Annotated in this window: 19 protein-coding genes and 1 other annotated feature; of the genes, 12 read left to right on the top strand and 7 right to left on the bottom strand. The window is 51.5% G+C overall.

Features of this window, described 5'->3' with window-relative positions; genetic code table 11:
- Nucleotides 1-53: 53 nt before the first annotated feature.
- The 11 genes from rplT (at nt 54) to selO (ending at nt 9,850) form a co-directional block, all read left to right on the top strand.
- Nucleotides 54-410: a 50S ribosomal protein L20 gene (rplT, locus tag ACK8NJ_RS10645; protein WP_000124850.1), complete on the top strand. Its 357-nt coding sequence runs from the start codon at nt 54-56 to the stop codon at nt 408-410.
- Between the two features lie 116 nt (nt 411-526).
- Nucleotides 527-651, top strand: a sequence feature (Phe leader region).
- Nucleotides 533-577, top strand: a complete 45-nt coding sequence (gene pheM / locus ACK8NJ_RS10650) for a pheST operon leader peptide PheM (RefSeq protein WP_001386830.1) — start codon at nt 533-535, stop codon at nt 575-577. It overlaps the preceding feature by 45 nt.
- Before the next feature lie 64 nt (nt 652-715).
- A complete protein-coding gene (pheS, locus tag ACK8NJ_RS10655) occupies nt 716-1,699 on the top strand; it encodes a phenylalanine--tRNA ligase subunit alpha (RefSeq protein ID WP_000018588.1) in 984 nt (327 codons plus the stop codon).
- Nucleotides 1,700-1,713: 14 nt separating this feature from the next.
- Complete coding sequence (gene pheT / locus ACK8NJ_RS10660) at nt 1,714-4,101, top strand: phenylalanine--tRNA ligase subunit beta (RefSeq protein ID WP_411962429.1); 2,388 nt, start codon at nt 1,714-1,716, stop codon at nt 4,099-4,101.
- 4 nt (nt 4,102-4,105) lie between these two features.
- Nucleotides 4,106-4,405 (top strand): integration host factor subunit alpha, encoded by a 300-nt coding sequence (gene ihfA / locus ACK8NJ_RS10665; protein ID WP_001229265.1) that lies wholly within the window; start codon nt 4,106-4,108, stop codon nt 4,403-4,405.
- Between the two features lie 100 nt (nt 4,406-4,505).
- The gene (gene btuC / locus ACK8NJ_RS10670; RefSeq protein ID WP_000956530.1) at nt 4,506-5,486 is read left to right on the top strand and encodes a vitamin B12 ABC transporter permease BtuC; all 981 of its coding nucleotides are present in this window, start codon (nt 4,506-4,508) and stop codon (nt 5,484-5,486) included.
- A 62-nt stretch (nt 5,487-5,548) separates the two neighbouring features.
- Nucleotides 5,549-6,100 carry a bifunctional thioredoxin/glutathione peroxidase gene (gene btuE / locus ACK8NJ_RS10675; RefSeq protein WP_001154187.1) on the top strand — a complete coding sequence of 184 codons (552 nt, stop codon included), beginning with the start codon at nt 5,549-5,551 and terminating at the stop codon, nt 6,098-6,100.
- Nucleotides 6,100-6,849, top strand: coding sequence for a vitamin B12 ABC transporter ATP-binding protein BtuD (gene btuD / locus ACK8NJ_RS10680; protein ID WP_124798461.1), 750 nt, complete (start codon nt 6,100-6,102; stop codon nt 6,847-6,849). The genes btuE and btuD overlap by 1 nt, the downstream gene beginning before the upstream one ends.
- 77 nt (nt 6,850-6,926) lie before the next feature.
- A complete protein-coding gene (locus ACK8NJ_RS10685) occupies nt 6,927-7,391 on the top strand; it encodes an NlpC/P60 family protein (RefSeq protein WP_001209780.1) in 465 nt (154 codons plus the stop codon).
- Between the two features lie 246 nt (nt 7,392-7,637).
- Complete coding sequence (gene ydiV / locus ACK8NJ_RS10690; RefSeq protein WP_001563444.1) at nt 7,638-8,351, top strand: anti-FlhDC factor; 714 nt, start codon at nt 7,638-7,640, stop codon at nt 8,349-8,351.
- A gap of 62 nt (nt 8,352-8,413) precedes the next feature.
- Nucleotides 8,414-9,850 (top strand): protein adenylyltransferase SelO, encoded by a 1,437-nt coding sequence (selO, locus tag ACK8NJ_RS10695; RefSeq protein ID WP_411962431.1) that lies wholly within the window; start codon nt 8,414-8,416, stop codon nt 9,848-9,850.
- Nucleotides 9,851-9,853: 3 nt separating this feature from the next.
- Here selO and hemP read toward each other — a convergent pair whose 3' ends face one another.
- The 3 genes from hemP to ppsR form a co-directional block, all read right to left on the bottom strand.
- The gene (hemP, locus tag ACK8NJ_RS10700) at nt 9,854-10,045 is read right to left on the bottom strand and encodes a hemin uptake protein HemP (RefSeq protein ID WP_001270810.1); all 192 of its coding nucleotides are present in this window, start codon (nt 10,043-10,045) and stop codon (nt 9,854-9,856) included.
- A gap of 131 nt (nt 10,046-10,176) precedes the next feature.
- Nucleotides 10,177-11,223 (bottom strand): 3-deoxy-7-phosphoheptulonate synthase AroH, encoded by a 1,047-nt coding sequence (gene aroH, locus ACK8NJ_RS10705; RefSeq protein WP_001082226.1) that lies wholly within the window; start codon nt 11,221-11,223, stop codon nt 10,177-10,179.
- 156 nt (nt 11,224-11,379) lie between these two features.
- Complete coding sequence (gene ppsR / locus ACK8NJ_RS10710; protein ID WP_000368046.1) at nt 11,380-12,213, bottom strand: posphoenolpyruvate synthetase regulatory kinase/phosphorylase PpsR; 834 nt, start codon at nt 12,211-12,213, stop codon at nt 11,380-11,382.
- 330 nt (nt 12,214-12,543) lie between these two features.
- On the opposite strand from ppsR, the gene ppsA reads away from it, so the two are divergent.
- Complete coding sequence (gene ppsA, locus ACK8NJ_RS10715) at nt 12,544-14,922, top strand: phosphoenolpyruvate synthase (protein ID WP_411962433.1); 2,379 nt, start codon at nt 12,544-12,546, stop codon at nt 14,920-14,922.
- Nucleotides 14,923-14,978: 56 nt separating this feature from the next.
- Here the strand turns inward: ppsA and fadK are convergent, their stop codons facing one another.
- The 4 genes from fadK to ACK8NJ_RS10735 are packed head-to-tail and all read right to left on the bottom strand — an operon-like array spanning nt 14,979 to nt 19,255.
- Nucleotides 14,979-16,625 (bottom strand): medium-chain fatty-acid--CoA ligase, encoded by a 1,647-nt coding sequence (gene fadK, locus ACK8NJ_RS10720; protein ID WP_411962435.1) that lies wholly within the window; start codon nt 16,623-16,625, stop codon nt 14,979-14,981.
- 56 nt (nt 16,626-16,681) lie between these two features.
- The gene (locus tag ACK8NJ_RS10725) at nt 16,682-16,975 is read right to left on the bottom strand and encodes a ferredoxin family protein (protein WP_024230417.1); all 294 of its coding nucleotides are present in this window, start codon (nt 16,973-16,975) and stop codon (nt 16,682-16,684) included.
- The gene (locus ACK8NJ_RS10730) at nt 16,972-18,261 is read right to left on the bottom strand and encodes an FAD-dependent oxidoreductase (RefSeq protein ID WP_411962436.1); all 1,290 of its coding nucleotides are present in this window, start codon (nt 18,259-18,261) and stop codon (nt 16,972-16,974) included. The genes ACK8NJ_RS10725 and ACK8NJ_RS10730 overlap by 4 nt, the downstream gene beginning before the upstream one ends.
- Nucleotides 18,262-18,316: 55 nt before the next feature.
- The gene (locus ACK8NJ_RS10735) at nt 18,317-19,255 is read right to left on the bottom strand and encodes an electron transfer flavoprotein subunit alpha (protein WP_025210542.1); all 939 of its coding nucleotides are present in this window, start codon (nt 19,253-19,255) and stop codon (nt 18,317-18,319) included.
- Between the last annotated feature and the right edge of the window lie 18 nt (nt 19,256-19,273).

A 19,273-nucleotide genomic window follows, 5' to 3' on the forward strand; every position in this document is an offset into this window, starting at 1 on the left:
GCCGTTAACGTTTTTTAACTTTTTAATTAGAATATAGATACAGGAGAGCACATATGGCTCGCGTAAAACGTGGTGTTATTGCACGCGCACGTCACAAGAAAATTTTGAAACAAGCTAAAGGCTACTACGGTGCGCGTTCTCGCGTATACCGCGTTGCCTTCCAGGCTGTTATCAAAGCTGGTCAGTATGCTTACCGTGACCGTCGTCAACGTAAGCGTCAGTTCCGTCAACTGTGGATTGCGCGTATCAACGCAGCAGCACGTCAGAACGGTATTTCTTACAGCAAATTCATCAATGGCCTGAAAAAAGCCTCTGTTGAAATCGACCGTAAGATCCTGGCTGATATCGCAGTATTCGACAAAGTAGCGTTCACCGCTCTGGTTGAAAAAGCGAAAGCAGCTCTGGCATAAGCCAGTTGAAAGAGGGAGCTAGTCTCCCTCTTTTCGTTTCAACGCCATCAAAACATTGACTTTTACCGCCGTAGCCTTTTCAATAAAGGTCTTTTGAAAAGTACCAAAAGGTAACGCAAGCAATGAATGCTGCTATTTTCCGCTTCTTTTTTTACTTTAGCACCTGACTCCAGGAGGCTAGCGCGTGAGAAGAAAAACGGAAAACAGCGCCTGAAAGCCTCCCAGTGGAGGCTTTTTTTGTATGCGCGTTTTGAAAAAATTAAGTCCAACGAACCAGTGTCACCACTGACACAATGAGGAAAACCATGTCACATCTCGCAGAACTGGTTGCCAGTGCGAAGGCGGCCATTAGCCAGGCGTCAGATGTTGCCGCGTTAGACAATGTGCGCGTCGAATATTTGGGTAAAAAAGGGCACTTAACCCTTCAGATGACGACCCTGCGTGAGCTGCCGCCAGAAGAACGCCCGGCAGCCGGTGCGGTTATCAACGAAGCGAAAGAGCAGGTTCAGCAGGCGCTGAATGCACGTAAAGCGGAACTGGAAAGCGCAGCGCTGAATGCGCGTCTGGCGGCGGAAACGATTGATGTCTCCCTGCCGGGTCGTCGTATTGAAAACGGCGGTCTGCATCCGGTGACCCGTACCATCGACCGTATCGAAAGTTTCTTCGGTGAGCTTGGCTTTACCGTGGCAACCGGGCCGGAAATCGAAGACGATTATCATAACTTCGATGCTCTGAACATTCCTGGTCACCACCCGGCGCGCGCTGACCACGACACTTTCTGGTTTGACGCTACCCGCCTGCTGCGTACCCAGACCTCTGGCGTACAGATCCGCACCATGAAAGCTCAGCAGCCACCGATTCGTATCATCGCGCCTGGCCGCGTTTATCGTAACGACTACGACCAGACTCACACGCCGATGTTCCATCAGATGGAAGGTCTGATTGTTGATACCAACATCAGCTTTACCAACCTGAAAGGCACGCTGCACGACTTCCTGCGTAACTTCTTTGAGGAAGATTTGCAGATCCGCTTCCGTCCTTCCTACTTCCCGTTTACCGAACCTTCTGCAGAAGTGGACGTCATGGGTAAAAACGGTAAATGGCTGGAAGTACTGGGCTGCGGGATGGTGCATCCGAACGTGCTGCGTAACGTTGGCATCGACCCGGAAGTTTACTCTGGTTTCGCCTTCGGGATGGGAATGGAGCGTCTGACCATGTTGCGTTACGGCGTCACCGACCTGCGTTCATTCTTCGAAAACGATCTGCGTTTCCTCAAACAGTTTAAATAAGGCAGGAATAGATTATGAAATTCAGTGAACTGTGGTTACGCGAATGGGTGAACCCGGCGATTGATAGCGATGCGCTGGCAAATCAAATCACTATGGCGGGCCTGGAAGTTGACGGTGTAGAACCGGTTGCCGGTAGCTTCCACGGCGTGGTCGTTGGTGAAGTGGTTGAGTGTGCGCAGCATCCGAACGCTGACAAACTGCGTGTGACAAAAGTCAATGTCGGCGGCGATCGCCTGCTGGACATTGTCTGCGGTGCGCCAAACTGCCGTCAGGGCCTGCGTGTGGCGGTAGCGACCATTGGTGCTGTTCTGCCGGGTGATTTCAAAATTAAAGCGGCGAAACTGCGTGGCGAACCGTCTGAAGGGATGCTGTGCTCCTTTTCTGAGCTGGGAATTTCTGACGATCACAGCGGCATTATCGAACTGCCTGCAGATGCGCCGATTGGCACAGACATCCGCGAATACCTGAAACTCGATGACAACACCATCGAAATCAGCGTAACGCCAAACCGTGCCGATTGCTTAGGTATCATTGGTGTTGCGCGTGACGTTGCCGTGCTGAACCAGCTGCCGCTGGTTGAACCGGAAATCGTTCCGGTTGGTGCGACCATCGACGACACGCTGCCGATTACAGTCGAAGCGCCGGAAGCCTGCCCGCGTTATCTTGGCCGTGTGGTAAAAGGCATTAATGTTAAAGCGCCAACTCCGCTGTGGATGAAAGAAAAACTGCGTCGTTGCGGGATCCGTTCTATCGATGCAGTTGTTGACGTCACCAACTATGTGCTGCTCGAACTGGGCCAGCCGATGCACGCTTTCGATAAAGATCGCATTGAAGGCGGCATTGTGGTGCGGATGGCGAAAGAGGGCGAAACGCTGGTGCTGCTTGATGGCACTGAAGCGAAGCTGAATGCTGACACTCTGGTCATCGCCGACCACAACAAGGCACTGGCGATGGGCGGCATCTTTGGTGGCGAACACTCTGGTGTGAATGACGAAACGCAAAACGTTCTGCTGGAATGTGCTTTCTTCAGCCCGCTATCTATCACCGGTCGTGCTCGTCGTCATGGCCTGCATACTGATGCGTCTCACCGTTATGAGCGTGGCGTTGATCCGGCACTGCAGCACAAAGCGATGGAACGTGCGACCCGTCTGCTGATCGACATCTGCGGTGGTGAGGCTGGTCCGGTAATTGATATCAGCAACGAAGCAACGCTGCCGAAGCGTGCAACCATCAATTTGCGTCGCAGCAAACTGGATCGCCTGATTGGCCATCATATTGCCGATGAGCAGGTCACTGACATTCTGCGTCGTCTCGGCTGCGAAGTGACCGAAGGCAAAGACGAGTGGCAGGCCGTTGCGCCGAGCTGGCGTTTCGACATGGAGATTGAAGAAGATCTGGTCGAAGAAGTCGCGCGTGTTTACGGCTACAACAACATCCCTGATGAGCCGGTGCAGGCAAACCTGATTATGGGTACTCACCGTGAAGCTGACCTGTCGCTCAAGCGCGTGAAAACGCTGCTCAACGACAAAGGCTATCAGGAAGTGATCACCTACAGCTTCGTTGATCCGAAAGTGCAGCAGATGATCCATCCAAGCGTTGAAGCCTTACTGCTGCCAAGCCCTATTTCCGTTGAAATGTCAGCAATGCGTCTTTCCCTGTGGACCGGCCTGCTGGCAACCGTGGTGTACAACCAGAACCGTCAGCAGAACCGTGTGCGCATTTTCGAAAGTGGTCTGCGTTTCGTACCAGATACTCAGGCACCGTTGGGCATTCGTCAGGATCTGATGTTAGCCGGTGTGATTTGCGGTAACCGTTACGAAGAGCACTGGAACCTGGCAAAAGAGACCGTTGATTTCTATGATTTGAAAGGCGATCTGGAATCCGTTCTCGACCTGACCGGTAAACTGAATGAGGTTGAGTTCCGTGCAGAAGCGAATCCGGCGCTGCATCCGGGGCAATCCGCAGCGATTTATCTGAAAGGTGAACGTATTGGTTTTGTTGGGGTTGTTCATCCTGAACTGGAACGTAAACTGGATCTTAACGGTCGCACTCTGGTGTTCGAACTGGAGTGGAACAAGCTCGCAGACCGCGTGGTGCCTCAGGCGCGCGAGATTTCTCGCTTCCCGGCGAACCGTCGTGACATCGCGGTGGTGGTCGCAGAAAACGTTCCCGCAGCGGATATTTTATCCGAATGTAAGAAAGTTGGCGTAAATCAGGTAGTTGGCGTAAACTTATTTGACGTGTACCGCGGTAAGGGTGTTGCGGAGGGGTATAAGAGCCTCGCCATAAGCCTGATCCTGCAAGATACCAGCCGTACACTCGAAGAAGAGGAGATTGCCGCTACCGTCGCCAAATGTGTAGAGGCATTAAAAGAGCGATTCCAGGCATCATTGAGGGATTGAACCTATGGCGCTTACAAAAGCTGAAATGTCAGAATATCTGTTTGATAAGCTTGGGCTTAGCAAGCGGGATGCCAAAGAACTGGTTGAACTGTTTTTCGAAGAGATCCGTCGCGCTCTGGAAAACGGCGAACAGGTGAAACTCTCTGGTTTTGGTAACTTCGATCTGCGTGATAAGAATCAACGCCCGGGACGTAACCCGAAAACGGGCGAGGATATTCCCATTACAGCACGGCGCGTGGTGACCTTCAGACCCGGGCAGAAGTTAAAAAGCCGGGTCGAAAACGCTTCGCCCAAAGACGAGTAATCTGATCTAACTAAAAAGGCCGCTTTGCGGCCTTTTTTCTTTTCACTGTCGAAGAGTCACCGTAAAATCAACGCAATGATACTTCAGCAGAACGGATACCATGCTGACACTTGCCCGCCAACAACAGCGACAAAATATTCGCTGGTTATTATGCCTGTCAGTTTTGATGCTGCTGGCGCTTCTCTTAAGCCTTTGCGCCGGTGAACAATGGATTTCGCCCGGTGACTGGTTTACTCCTCGTGGCGAACTGTTCGTCTGGCAAATTCGCCTGCCACGTACGCTGGCTGTATTGCTGGTTGGTGCGGCGCTGGCTATATCCGGCGCAGTAATGCAGGCGTTGTTTGAAAATCCTCTGGCAGAACCTGGACTACTTGGCGTCTCTAACGGCGCAGGCGTAGGGCTTATCGCCGCGGTGTTGCTTGGGCAAGGGCAACTCCCAAACTGGGCACTAGGGCTGTGTGCGATTGCTGGCGCGCTTATCATCACTTTAATACTCTTACGTTTCGCCCGTCGTCATCTTTCGACCAGTCGGTTATTGCTGGCTGGCGTTGCATTAGGGATTATCTGTAGCGCACTAATGACGTGGGCTATCTACTTTTCCACCTCTGTTGATTTACGTCAGCTGATGTACTGGATGATGGGCGGTTTTGGCGGCGTAGACTGGCGGCAAAGCTGGCTGATGCTGGCATTGATCCCCGTGTTGTTGTGGATCTGTTGTCAGTCCAGACCGATGAATATGTTAGCACTTGGCGAGATCTCGGCGCGGCAACTGGGTTTACCCCTGTGGTTCTGGCGCAATGTGTTGGTCGCAGCGACCGGCTGGATGGTTGGCGTCAGTGTGGCGCTGGCGGGTGCTATCGGCTTTATTGGTCTGGTGATCCCACATATTCTCCGGTTATGTGGTTTGACCGATCATCGCGTATTACTTCCCGGCTGCGCGCTGGCAGGGGCGAGCGCATTGCTGCTGGCCGATGTTGTAGCGCGCCTGGCATTAGCTGCCGCAGAGCTGCCTATTGGCGTGGTCACCGCAACGTTGGGTGCGCCGGTGTTTATCTGGTTATTGTTAAAAGCAGGACGTTAGCCGCAAAAAGACGGTCTATGATTAAAAGCTAAGATTTTTACTGACCACACCCAGGAGAAACGATGCAAGATTCCATTCTGACGACCGTAGTGAAAGATATCGACGGTGAAGTGACCACGCTGGAGAAGTACGCCGGTAATGTGCTGTTGATTGTCAATGTCGCCTCAAAGTGTGGCTTAACGCCGCAATATGAGCAGTTGGAGAATATTCAGAAAGCCTGGGCCGATCGTGGTTTTGTGGTGCTGGGATTCCCGTGCAACCAGTTTCTGGAGCAAGAACCGGGCAGCGATGAAGAGATTAAAACTTACTGCACCACTACATGGGGGGTGACGTTCCCGATGTTCAGTAAGATTGAAGTTAATGGCGAAGGACGCCATCCGCTGTATCAAAAATTGATTGCCGCAGCGCCGACCGCAGTCGCGCCGGAAGAGAGCGGATTCTATGCCCGTATGGTCAGCAAAGGTCGTGCACCGCTGTACCCTGATGATATTTTATGGAATTTTGAGAAATTTTTAGTTGGCAGGGACGGATTGGTCATCCAGCGTTTTTCCCCGGATATGACGCCGGAAGATCCCATTGTGATGGAAAGCATTAAACTGGCGTTGGCAAAATAATGTCTATTGTGATGCAGTTACAGGATGTTGCGGAATCAACCCGCCTGGGGCCGCTTTCTGGCGAGGTTCGGGCTGGGGAGATCTTGCACCTGGTGGGGCCGAATGGCGCGGGTAAGAGTACCTTACTGGCGCGAATGGCCGGAATGACCAGCGGTAAGGGAAGCATTCAGTTCGCGGGGCAACCACTGGAAGCATGGTCCGCAACAAAACTCGCGCTGCATCGCGCCTATCTTTCACAACAACAGACGCCACCGTTTGCAATGCCGGTCTGGCACTACCTGACACTGCATCAGCACGATAAAACGCGTACCGAACTACTGAATGATGTCGCAGGGGCGCTGGCTCTTGATGACAAACTCGGACGTAGCACCAATCAACTTTCCGGTGGCGAATGGCAACGCGTACGTCTTGCTGCGGTGGTGCTGCAAATCACACCACAAGCCAATCCCGCAGGCCAATTGCTGCTTCTTGATGAGCCGATGAACAGTCTTGATGTTGTGCAACAAAGTGCATTAGACAAAATTCTGAGCGCGCTGTGTCAGCAAGGACTGGCGATTGTGATGAGCAGTCACGATCTCAACCATACATTGCGTCATGCGCATCGGGCGTGGTTGCTAAAAGGTGGAAAAATGCTGGCCAGTGGACGCAGAGAAGAGGTGCTCACGCCGCCAAATCTGGCGCAGGCCTATGGGATGAATTTTCGCCGTCTGGATATCGAAGGTCACCGAATGCTGATTTCGACCATCTGATTTCATTAGTATCTTGAAAATCGGGTAATTACGACGCTAAATTAATGCAAGAATAAAAAACAGAGGAACCGTACGGAATGCGTTTCTGCCTTATTTTGATCACAGCACTGTTTCTGGCCGGGTGTAGCCACCATAAAGCACCGCCGCCAAATGCCAGACTTTCTGATTCGATTACCGTTATTGCCGGTTTGAACGACCAGCTACAGAGCTGGCATGGCACGCCGTATCGTTATGGTGGCATGACGCGGCGCGGTGTGGACTGTTCGGGGTTTGTGGTTGTGACGATGCGCGATCGTTTCGATTTGCAGCTGCCCCGAGAAACTAAAGAACAAGCCTCTATCGGCACGCAAATTGATAAAGACGAGTTGCTGCCAGGTGACCTGGTCTTTTTCAAAACGGGCTCCGGACAAAATGGTTTGCATGTAGGTATTTACGATACCAACAACCAATTTATCCACGCCTCTACCAGCAAGGGAGTGATGCGTTCCTCACTTGATAATGTCTATTGGCAGAAAAATTTCTGGCAGGCGAGACGAATCTAGTATGTCGAAAAATTGACGGCGATGATACATCGCCGTCAATTTACTCCAGAATACGGTAGTATTTTGCAGACAAAAATTCCGTAAATGGATTATTCGTTTATAATCAGGATAATCTAAAAAAAGGACCCCTGAAAAAGTGGTTAACATGGAACAAATGAAAGTTACTCCTTCTGTAATTGTTATGTCTTATGGCCTCATCCCTTTTAGCCGGATACTGAAAAACATCCTTCGAGAGGGACGGTTACCATGAAGATTTTTTTGGAGAATCTTTATCATTCTGATTGCTATTTCCTGCCGATAAGAGATAACCAGCAAGACCTTGTCGGCGTTGAGTTAATTACCCATTTCTCCAGTGAAGATGGTACGGTTCGTATCCCGACGAGTCGGGTTATAGCGCAACTTACCGAGGAGCAACATTGGCAATTATTTTCAGAGCAGTTGGAATTACTAAAATCATGCCAACACTTTTTTATTCAACATAAACTCTTTGCCTGGCTTAATTTAACCCCACAAGTGGCTACATTATTATTAGACAGGGATAATTACGCAGGCGAACTATTAAAATATCCGTTTATTGAACTGTTGATTAATGAGAATTACCCGCATCTCGATGAAGGAAAAGATAATCGCGATCTTTTGTCCTTATCGCAAATGTATCCCCTTGTGTTAGGTAATTTGGGCGCAGGCAATAGCACAATGAAAGCGGTTTTTGATGGTCTTTTCACCCGCGTCATGCTGGATAAAAGTTTTATTCAGCAACAAATTACGCATCGCTCCTTCGAACCGTTTATTCGTGCGATCCAGGCGCAAATTTCCCCATGTTGCAATTGCATCATCGCGGGGGGCATTGATACGCCAGAAATAATGGCACAGATTACCCCCTTTGATTTCCATGCTCTCCAGGGATGTCTGTGGCCTGCCGTTCCTGTAAATCAGATAACGACGTTGGTTCAGCGATAACCCTCCTGTTTGCTGGTGTTTAAGACGAGAGTAACCGTCTACACTATCAAACAGGAGGATCTATGACCCTGTCTTTTATTACCCGTTGGCGCGATGAATTGCCAGCAACCTATACAACACTTTCCCCTACGCCTTTAAATAATGCCCGGCTGATTTGGCATAATGCCGAACTGGCTAACACGTTGGGTATTTCATCGTCACTGTTTAAAAATGGCGCAGGTGTCTGGGGTGGCGAAACCCTACTGCCTGGTATGTCACCACTGGCGCAGGTGTACAGTGGTCATCAGTTCGGCGTCTGGGCGGGCCAACTGGGTGATGGGCGCGGCATTTTACTCGGCGAACAACGGCTTGCTGATGGCACTACAATGGACTGGCATCTGAAAGGTGCTGGCCTGACGCCTTATTCGCGAATGGGTGATGGACGGGCGGTTTTACGTTCGACGATACGAGAAAGTCTCGCCAGTGAGGCGATGCATTATCTGGGCATTCCGACGACCCGCGCGTTAAGTATCGTCACCAGCGATTCGCCAGTGTATCGGGAAACGGTGGAGCCAGGCGCGATGCTGATGCGTGTGGCACCAAGTCATCTGCGCTTTGGTCATTTCGAACATTTTTACTATCGCCGCGAGCCGGAAAAGGTTCGTCAGTTAGCTGACTTTGCCATTCGTCATTACTGGTCACATCTTGATGATGAGGAGGACAAATACCGTCTCTGGTTTAACGATGTTGTCGCACGTACCGCATCGTTAATTGCCCAATGGCAGACGGTCGGCTTTGCTCATGGGGTGATGAATACCGACAACATGTCGCTGCTGGGGCTGACGCTTGATTACGGGCCGTTTGGTTTTCTTGATGATTACGAACCCGGTTTTATTTGTAATCACTCGGATCACCAAGGGCGTTATAGCTTTGATAATCAACCTGCCGTCGCGTTGTGGAATTTACAGCGTCTGGCGCAGACATTGTCACCATTTGTCGCCGTTGATGCCCTGAATGAGGCCCTGGACAGTTATCAGCAGGTTTTGTTGACGCATTATGGACAACGGATGCGGCAGAAACTGGGCTTCATGACGGAGCAAAAAGAGGATAACGCGCTACTGAATGAATTATTCAGTCTGATGGCGCGAGAGCGCAGCGATTATACCCGCACATTCCGCATGCTGAGTCTGACCGAGCAGTACAGCGCGGCGTCACCGCTACGTGATGAGTTTATCGATCGTGCGGCATTTGATGACTGGTTTGCCCGTTATCGGGTACGTTTGCAACAAGACGAGGTTACCGATAGTGAGCGTCAGCAGCTGATGCAAAGCGTTAACCCAGCTCTGGTGTTGCGCAACTGGTTGGCGCAACGGGCGATTGAAGCGGCAGAAAAGGGTGATATGACGGAATTGCACCGCCTGCATGAGGCGTTGCGAAATCCTTTCAGCGACAGAGATGATGACTACGTCAGTCGTCCACCTGACTGGGGTAAACGGCTGGAAGTCAGCTGCTCGAGTTAAAGGCTACTTGGTCAACAGCAGCTTGCCAGCCTGAGTTTTACGAAGCAGATATTCTTGCCCGTCATGATCGATAATAAGTTTGCCATCCGGACCTAACAGTGTCTGGCTGGTAATTCGCCGAATGGGCTGCGGGGAAGCGGTCTTGTGATTGGCATCCGTTTCAGGCGTGAGTTTTCTGCTATCCGTATAACGCATAAAAATTAATAATAATTGATATAACAATGATTCTTATTATCAATATTCTGGCGGGCCAGAGCAAGCAGTAATTTGTTGAGAAGACAACAAGTTGCGCAGAAATGCCCATTCCGTCAGGAATGGGCACGCATTCAGAAGCGGGTATCAACCGCAGAGGCGAGTTTTTCGACCAGGCGTTCGGTATCTTCCCAGCCCAGACACGGGTCGGTAATCGATTGACCGTAAGTGAGCGGCTGACCGCCGACGATTTTTTGCGTTCCTTCGCGCAGGAAACTTTCCGCCATAATTCCAGCAATCGCCGTAGAGCCATTGCGGATTTGCTGACAAATATCCTCACAAACTTCTAACTGGCGACGGTGCTGCTTCTGGCAGTTACCGTGGCTGAAATCCACCACCAGATGTTCAGGTAAATCAAACTCGTGCAGCGTATCGCAGGCTGCGGCGATATCATCGGCATGATAATTCGGTTTTTTGCCGCCACGCATAATAATGTGGCCATACGGGTTGCCGCTGGTCTGATAGATGGTCATCTGACCATTTTTGTCTGGCGAGAGGAACATATGGCTGGCGCGGGCTGCGCGGATAGCATCCACAGCAATCCGCGTGTTGCCATCGGTACCATTTTTAAAACCTACCGGACAGGAGAGTGCCGAAGCCATTTCACGGTGGATCTGACTTTCGGTAGTACGTGCGCCAATCGCGCCCCAACTGATTAAATCAGCAATAAACTGACCGGTCACCATATCGAGGAACTCAGTCGCGGTGGGGACGCCCAGCTCATTTACCTGTAAAAGTAATTTGCGCGCCAGCTCCAGACCGTGATTTACCCGATAGCTGCCGTTTAAATCCGGATCGGAGATTAGCCCTTTCCAGCCGACAACAGTTCGTGGTTTTTCAAAATAGGTGCGCATTACGATTTCCAGCCGTGACTGGTACTGGTTGCGCAGCGACTGCAGACGGGTGGCGTACTCCATTGCAGCGGTGAGATCGTGGATCGAGCAGGGGCCAATAATGACCAACAGTCGCTTATCTTCACCATTCAGTATTTTTTCAATTCTGCGGCGGGAGTCGGTGACATGGGTGGCGACGCCAGGCGTTACGGGATACCGTAGCGCGAGTTCGGCGGGCGTTACCAGGCTCTCAATACGCGCAGTACGGAGTTCGTCAGTTCTGTTCATTACAAGTCTCAGAAATTTGTTGCTTCTACGGCAGGACTACCGGGAAGTGATGCGCATCACGATAAACCAATCGCAGCTGATTTCAAGTGCGAGGTGTGTCACACCTCGCCGGGTGGTTAGCATGATAACAAAAAAACAAGTTAATGCACTAGTTCTCTAGTACATTCGGCGGCTAAGGCCCATGATATCGAGGATCTTGGTGGCAATCTCTTCTACCGAATAATTGGTACTGTTAATCCACGGGATCTGATTTTTACGGTACAACGCTTCCACTTCCGCGACTTCCATCCTGCACTGACGAAGCGAGGCATAGCGACTGTTCTCCCGACGTTCCTCGCGAATCGCCGCCAGACGTTCCGGGTCGATAGTCAGGCCGAACAATTTATGCTGAAGCGGTTTGAGCGACGCGGGTAGCACCAGATTATCCATATCGTCGGCAATAAAGGGGTAGTTTGCCGCGCGGATACCAAATTGCATTGCCAGATACAGACTGGTGGGGGTTTTACCACAGCGAGAAACACCGAGCAGGATCACCTGAGCCTGATCCAGATTGCGCAACGAAATGCCGTCATCGTGGGCGAGGGTGTAATCAATCGCCGCAATGCGCGCATCATATTTATTGAGATTATTAGGGTTAAGGCCATGGGTACGATGAGCAATCGGCGTGGGATCCAGTTTCATCTCTTGTTGTAGCGGGGCAACCAGCGCCTGAACGATATCCTGGCAAAAGCCCTCACTTTGCAAGATGATGGCGCGAATCTCCGGCAACACGATGGAGTAGAAGACCAGCGGGCGCACACCTGTCTGGTGATAAATTGCGTCAATCTGATCCTTCACTGCCCGTGCACGGCTCTCATTTTCGACAAACGGCAGCGTAATGCTGCTGATAGTGACGGGAAATTGTGACATTACTGCGTGTCCTAATACCTCCGCAGTTATTGCCGTACCATCAGAAATATAAAAAACGTGGCGATCAACAGCATTATCCATTTTGTTCTTCCCGTGATGCAGACATAATTCTATGAAAGCATAAATTAAAAACGCACAGAAGCGTAGAACGTTATGTCTGGTTTATAAATGAACCTTCAATTTTATTTTTTATGAAAACAGCATTTCATTTTTATGGCTTCGTTTATACCGATGGTTTATGTGGAAATTGTCGAAGAGAGCAGATTTGCGCAACGCTGGGATCAGTCTTAAAAAGTAAAAAATATATTTGCTTGAACGATTCACCGTTTTTTTCATCCGGTTAAATATGCAAAGATAAATGCGCAGAAATGTGTTTCTCAAACCGTTCATTTATCACAAAAGGATTGTTCGATGTCCAACAATGGCTCGTCACCGCTGGTGCTTTGGTATAACCAACTCGGCATGAATGATGTAGACAGGGTTGGGGGCAAAAATGCCTCCCTGGGTGAAATGATTACTAACCTTTCCGGAATGGGTGTTTCCGTTCCGAATGGTTTCGCCACAACCGCCGACGCGTTTAACCAGTTTCTGGACCAAAGCGGCGTAAACCAGCGCATTTATGAACTGCTGGATAAAACGGATATTGACGATGTTACCCAGCTTGCGAAAGCGGGCGCGCAAATCCGCCAGTGGATTATCGACACTCCCTTCCAGCCTGAGCTGGAAAACGCCATCCGCGAAGCCTATGCACAGCTTTCCGCCGATGACGAAAACGCCTCGTTTGCGGTGCGTTCCTCCGCTACTGCAGAAGATATGCCGGACGCTTCTTTTGCCGGTCAGCAGGAAACTTTCCTCAACGTTCAGGGTTTTGACGCCGTTCTCGTGGCAGTGAAACATGTATTTGCTTCTCTGTTTAACGATCGCGCCATCTCTTATCGTGTGCACCAGGGTTACGATCACCGTGGCGTGGCGCTCTCCGCCGGTGTTCAGCGGATGGTGCGCTCCGACCTCGCATCTTCTGGCGTGATGTTCTCCATTGATACCGAATCCGGCTTTGACCAGGTGGTGTTTATCACTTCCGCATGGGGCCTTGGGGAAATGGTCGTGCAGGGCGCGGTTAACCCGGATGAGTTTTACGTGCATAAACCGACACTGGCGGCGAATCGCCCGGCTATCGTGCGCCGCACCATGGGGTCGAAAAAAATCCGTATGGTTTACGCGCCGACCCAGGAGCACGGCAAGCAGGTTAAAATCGAGGACGTACCGCAGGAACAGCGTGACATCTTCTCGCTGAGCAACGAAGAAGTGCAGGAACTGGCAAAACAGGCCGTACAAATTGAGAAACACTACGGTCGCCCAATGGATATTGAGTGGGCGAAAGATGGCCACACCGGCAAACTGTTCATTGTGCAGGCGCGTCCGGAAACCGTGCGCTCACGCGGTCAGGTCATGGAGCGTTATACGCTGCATTCACAGGGTAAGATTATCGCCGAAGGCCGTGCTATCGGTCATCGCATCGGCGCGGGTCCGGTGAAAGTCATCCATGACATCAGCGAAATGAACCGCATCGAACCTGGCGACGTGCTGGTTACTGACATGACCGACCCGGACTGGGAACCGATCATGAAGAAAGCATCTGCCATCGTCACCAACCGTGGGGGGCGTACCTGTCACGCGGCGATCATCGCTCGTGAACTCGGCATTCCGGCGGTAGTGGGCTGTGGTGATGCAACAGAACGGATGAAAGACGGTGAGAACGTCACTGTTTCTTGTGCCGAAGGTGATACCGGTTATGTCTATGCGGATTTGCTGGAATTTAGCGTGAAAAGCTCCAGCGTGGAAACCATGCCGGATCTGCCGCTGAAAGTAATGATGAACGTCGGTAACCCGGACCGTGCTTTCGACTTCGCCTGCCTGCCGAACGAAGGCGTGGGCCTTGCGCGTCTGGAATTTATCATCAACCGTATGATTGGCGTCCACCCACGCGCACTGCTTGAGTTTGACGATCAGGAACCGCAGTTGCAAAACGAAATCCGCGAGATGATGAAAGGTTTTGATTCTCCGCGTGAATTTTACGTTGGTCGTCTGACTGAAGGGATCGCGACGCTGGGTGCCGCGTTTTATCCGAAGCGCGTCATTGTCCGTCTCTCTGATTTTAAATCGAACGAATATGCCAATCTGGTCGGTGGTGAGCGTTACGAGCCAGATGAAGAGAACCCGATGCTCGGCTTCCGTGGCGCGGGCCGCTATGTTTCCGACAGCTTCCGCGACTGCTTCGCGCTGGAGTGTGAAGCAGTGAAACGTGTGCGCAACGACATGGGGCTGACTAACGTTGAGATCATGATCCCGTTCGTGCGTACCGTTGATCAGGCGAAAGCGGTGGTTGAGGAACTGGCGCGTCAGGGGCTGAAACGTGGTGAGAACGGGCTGAAAATCATCATGATGTGTGAAATTCCGTCCAACGCCTTGCTGGCAGAGCAGTTCCTCGAATATTTCGACGGCTTCTCAATTGGCTCAAACGACATGACGCAGCTGGCGCTCGGTCTGGATCGTGACTCCGGCGTGGTGTCTGAACTGTTCGATGAGCGCAACGATGCGGTGAAAGCACTGCTGTCGATGGCGATTCGTGCCGCGAAGAAACAGGGCAAATATGTCGGGATTTGCGGTCAGGGTCCATCCGACCACGAAGACTTTGCTGCATGGTTGATGGAAGAGGGGATCGATAGCCTGTCTCTGAACCCGGACACCGTGGTGCAAACCTGGTTAAGCCTGGCTGAACTGAAGAAATAAAATAAATACCCGGCGGCGTTTTGTCGCCGGGTTTATGTGATCCCAGAAGATGAAACTTATTCAATCTCTTCACAGACATCCTGAGTTAATCGCAGCATAATATCTTTCCTTAACAAAAACTTTTGTATTTTACCTGAGGCAGTGCGAGGTAGTTTTTCGATTACCACGATATGTTCAGGATATTTATATTTCGCGACCCGTTTACGGCTAAAAAAAGTCACCACGTCTTCCAGCGATAATGAATGATGCGGGGCTTTCAGCACGACATAAGCGCATGAGCGTTCACCTAAACGTTCATCGGGCATCGCAACCACACAGGCATCGTGAATTTTAGGATGCTGCAATAAAATATCTTCTACTTCACGGCTGCTAATATTTTCGCCGCCGCGGACAATAATATCTTTCTTGCGCCCGGTTATTTTTATATAGCCAGCTTCATCCATGCGGCAGAGATCGCCGCTGTAATACCAGCCTTCTTCATCCAGCGCACGGGCGGTTAATTCAGGTTCATCAAAATACCCCATAAACACATTGGGGCCACGCGAGGCTTCTTCACCTTCGCAACCTGGCGGTAAGGTCTTGCGTGCGTCATCGACCACTTTAATCTCAACACCTGCGGCAGCGTAACCATCGGTGTGCATAAAGCGCGACAAAGGATCGTCGAGATTCACCACTGCGTGCGGCGAACTTTCTGTGGAACCATAAACACTTAATAATTTAATGCCTCGCTGCTGGCATTCACGCGCCACTTTTTTGGGGATTGTGGTCCCGCCGCAAAGAAAGAAGCGCAGCGCTGAAAGGTCAGCGGGTTGTTTCTCCAGTAAATTCAAAAGATCATAGACAAACGGCGTTGCGCCGAGCATACAGGTGCAACGCTGCTGCTCAAGCAACGCGAGACACGCATCAGGAGTGAAAATATCTAACAACACGCTGCGAGCGCCAATTAAGAATGGTGCCGTTACGCCATGCAGAAAGCCCGTTGCATGACCAAGTGGCGCAGGCATCATAAAGACATCCTGCCAGGTCAGATTCAACCGCGCGCAATAAGCCCGCTCACTGGCGAGAATATTGTTATGCGTTAGCATCACGCCCTTTGGCAGACCCTCGGTTCCGGAGGTAAACAGCACCGCGGCTAATTCATCGCCGTGGACCGTTATCGCCGTGGTCAGAGGAGTATTGTCGGCGATAATCTGACTTAATGAGAGGGAAGAGGTGGCGGGAGCCAGTTTGTCCACGCCGACAATTTGTTGTAGTTGTGGAAGCTGATTTTGCAGCGGCAGGATTAAATCTACCGGACGCGTTTGTTTAAACAACGTCGGTGCAAAGAACATTTTTGCCTGACACTTATTGAGTACCCATACCAGTTCTGCTTCCCGCCAGGAAGGCAACAGCGGTACGGAAACCGCACCGATTTTCAGGCAGGCAAGATAGATAACGGTAAATTCACACCAGCCAGGCAGTTGAAATGCGATGCGATCGCCTGATTCAATACCCTTCGTCAACATCCAGTTTGCCAGACAGCTCGCGGCGTGATCGAGCGCGCTATAGGTGTATGATGCACCATGATTATCGACCACGGCAATTTTGTCTGGCATCGCACGAGCGGTCTGCTGCCAGTAATCGGCCAGCGAAGCATCGCCCCATAGCCCTTGCTGACGATACGCCGCACGACGTTGTTCGTTAAACGTTAATGTCACTTTCATTTTGGACTCTCGAGACAGAACATCAGGCCCGAGATGCGGGCCTGTGGGATGCATGATTAGCCGTAGCGAAAATCAATACCGAAGGTGCCTGCGGGATATTGCCACTGTTCGAGAATAGTGTTGCCGCACAGCACCCGACAGGTGCCGCATTCCAGACAACCGGCGGGATCGAAATGAATGTTTCCTGCGTCATCCTGCTTATAAAGTCCGGCAGGGCAGGCTTTCATTAATTTACGGAATTCATTGATATCGGGATTTGCCGCCAGAATGATATGCGGATGGCCCTCATCAACATGGAATTTATTGACGCCTAATTTGATGTCGACGTTAACCGTAGCGTTCTGGCTCATAGCGCGGTTGCTCCCTTAATGCCATCTTTCAGCAAGTTGATTAGCCCAATTTTCTTCGCGTGTCCCATGATCATTTTGCGTACCGGCTGGTTTGGTTTGCCGTCAATGGTGAACATCTCGTTCATGATGTCGGCTACCATTCGTGGGTATTGGCTAAACAGGCGCGGGTTTTCCATCAGCGCCGGGATCTCGCGAAAATGCTGCATATCACGCATGACGCAGCTTTGTTCCAGCTCACGTTTGTATTGCGCAAGACTGCTGGCGGAGAAATCCGCACGTTCTTTGGCGGCGATCACTGTTGTGGCGGCAGCCTGAGCCGATGCAATGGCTAAATCCATGCCGCGGACCGTAAAACCCAAATTCAGGCAGAAGCCTGCGGCGTCACCAACGATCATCACGCCATCGTTAACCAGCTGCGGCACCATTGCCAGACCGCCCTCCGGCACCATATGCGCGGAGTATTCAAGCAGTTTGCCGCCGCTAATCAGCGGGCGAATGGCGGGGTGTTGTTTAAAATCTTCCAGCATTTGCGGCACACTTTTTTGCGCATGGGCGATATCACCCAATCCACAAACCAGCCCCAACGATACGGAATCCTTGTTGGTATAGAGAAATCCCCCGCCCATCAGGCCGTCAGAAGGGGAACCGGCAAACAGCCAGGCGGCACCTTCCTCGCCCGTAATATTAAAGCGATCGTTGATCTGTTCTGGTGTGAGGCCAATAACCTCTTTAACACCAACAGCGTAATGATGCGGATCGGAAGCGGGAACCATTCCCAGCGAGCGGCCAAGCATCGAGTTAACGCCATCAGCCAGAATCACCACATTCGCTTCAAGAACATCATCCCCGGCCTGGACGCCAGTGACCTTGTTTCCTTCACGAACCAGCGCATCGACGCGAACGCCCGGGATAAACTGCGCGCCCGCCTGCTCGGCTTGTTCCATCAACCACGGGTCCAGACGATTACGCAATACGGTATAAGACGCGTGTTGCGGAACATCTGGTTGCTCGCGGTGAAAGTCGAGGGTAACGGCGCTTTCTTCGGTTAAGAAGGAGATTTTCTCGCGTGTGACCTTGCGTTCTACCGGCGCTGATGCTGCAAAGCCTGGAATAATCGCTTCAAGTGTGTGGGCATAAAGACGCCCGCCGGTCATGTTTTTACATCCGGCACTGTCGCCGCGTTCTATCACCAGGACATCCAGCCCGGCTCGCGCCATGACCAGTGCGGCAACGCTACCGGCAACGCCCGCACCGACCACAATGGCATCAAATTTGTCATCCGACATGCGTTATGCTCCCTTCCCGCTGCGTTTACAGCGGGAGATGTGGTTGAAAGGGGAATTAGCGGCTCAACTGGCTAATCAGGGCAGGGACGACTTTGTAGATATCGCCCACCAGACCGTAGTCGGCATAGTTGAAGATTGGCGCATTTTTATCTTTATTGATGGCGACAATCACTTTTGCGCCGTTGCCGCCAACCATATGCTGGATCTGCCCGGAGATCCCCAGCGTCAGGTAGAGATCGGATTTCAGCAACACGCCGGAGACACCGATATAACGTTCACGCTCCATCCAGTTCTCGCCTTCGGCAATTGGACGTGAACAGCCGACTTCAGCATTCAGCACCGCCGCCAGTTCGTGGACCATTTTCAGGTCATCCTGCGCCGCCAGACCACGACCGACGCCAACCACACGTTTTGCTTTGCTCAGGTCCACGCTGCTTGCGGCTTTCGCACGGCGTTCGCGACAGAGAATTTCATGACGCGGAGCAACATAAGGTACCGTTTCTGTCGGGCACTGATGAGCGGTATCACTGGTGCACGGTTCCTGAACTCCGGGTGCAAGGGTAATGATCGCCAGCGGGCTGTTGATCTTTTCCTGTGCGAACGCTAACCCGCCATACATCCGGTGTTCGGCGCAAATGTGACCATCGACAATATCCACCGCCGTGGCATCGTTCACCAGCGCCGCATTCAGTTGCACACTTAACCGTGCTGCCAGAGCTTTACCGCGTTTCGTCGCGGCCAGCAGCAACATAGAAGGGTGTTTATCTTTCAGCAGGGCAGCAATGCTTTCGGCGTAATTTTCAGTACGTTGCAGCGCATCATTTTGCTCAAGAACATAAATACATTTTGGACCATAAGGCATAACTGCCTGCGCCTGGTCGGTATTTTGTACAATGGCATACACCTGTTGGCCCCATTGCTGCGCGCCGCTAAACAGTTCAGCATAACGTTCAGGATTATCGCTAAAGACCCAGACGCTGTTTAATTGACTCATCGTTTCTTCTCCGTAGGC

It is taken from the genome of Escherichia sp. F1 (genome assembly GCF_046764225.1).
In the GTDB taxonomy this organism is placed as follows: domain Bacteria; phylum Pseudomonadota; class Gammaproteobacteria; order Enterobacterales; family Enterobacteriaceae; genus Escherichia; species Escherichia coli.

Excerpts from the sequence above, each read along its gene's own strand:
- fadK (WP_411962435.1), bottom strand. The coding sequence starts at position 16,625 with ATGAAAGTGACATTAACGTTTAACGAACAACGTCGTGCGGCGTATCGT.
- pheT (WP_411962429.1), top strand. The coding sequence starts at position 1,714 with ATGAAATTCAGTGAACTGTGGTTACGCGAATGGGTGAACCCGGCGATT.
- ACK8NJ_RS10685 (WP_001209780.1), top strand. The coding sequence starts at position 6,927 with ATGCGTTTCTGCCTTATTTTGATCACAGCACTGTTTCTGGCCGGGTGT.
- pheS (WP_000018588.1), top strand. The coding sequence starts at position 716 with ATGTCACATCTCGCAGAACTGGTTGCCAGTGCGAAGGCGGCCATTAGC.
- ACK8NJ_RS10735 (WP_025210542.1), bottom strand. The coding sequence starts at position 19,255 with ATGAGTCAATTAAACAGCGTCTGGGTCTTTAGCGATAATCCTGAACGT.
- ppsA (WP_411962433.1), top strand. The coding sequence starts at position 12,544 with ATGTCCAACAATGGCTCGTCACCGCTGGTGCTTTGGTATAACCAACTC.
- ihfA (WP_001229265.1), top strand. The coding sequence starts at position 4,106 with ATGGCGCTTACAAAAGCTGAAATGTCAGAATATCTGTTTGATAAGCTT.
- selO (WP_411962431.1), top strand. The coding sequence starts at position 8,414 with ATGACCCTGTCTTTTATTACCCGTTGGCGCGATGAATTGCCAGCAACC.
- hemP (WP_001270810.1), bottom strand. The coding sequence starts at position 10,045 with ATGCGTTATACGGATAGCAGAAAACTCACGCCTGAAACGGATGCCAAT.
- rplT (WP_000124850.1), top strand. The coding sequence starts at position 54 with ATGGCTCGCGTAAAACGTGGTGTTATTGCACGCGCACGTCACAAGAAA.
- btuC (WP_000956530.1), top strand. The coding sequence starts at position 4,506 with ATGCTGACACTTGCCCGCCAACAACAGCGACAAAATATTCGCTGGTTA.
- ACK8NJ_RS10725 (WP_024230417.1), bottom strand. The coding sequence starts at position 16,975 with ATGAGCCAGAACGCTACGGTTAACGTCGACATCAAATTAGGCGTCAAT.
- ydiV (WP_001563444.1), top strand. The coding sequence starts at position 7,638 with ATGAAGATTTTTTTGGAGAATCTTTATCATTCTGATTGCTATTTCCTG.
- ACK8NJ_RS10730 (WP_411962436.1), bottom strand. The coding sequence starts at position 18,261 with ATGTCGGATGACAAATTTGATGCCATTGTGGTCGGTGCGGGCGTTGCC.
- aroH (WP_001082226.1), bottom strand. The coding sequence starts at position 11,223 with ATGAACAGAACTGACGAACTCCGTACTGCGCGTATTGAGAGCCTGGTA.
- ppsR (WP_000368046.1), bottom strand. The coding sequence starts at position 12,213 with ATGGATAATGCTGTTGATCGCCACGTTTTTTATATTTCTGATGGTACG.
- btuD (WP_124798461.1), top strand. The coding sequence starts at position 6,100 with ATGTCTATTGTGATGCAGTTACAGGATGTTGCGGAATCAACCCGCCTG.
- btuE (WP_001154187.1), top strand. The coding sequence starts at position 5,549 with ATGCAAGATTCCATTCTGACGACCGTAGTGAAAGATATCGACGGTGAA.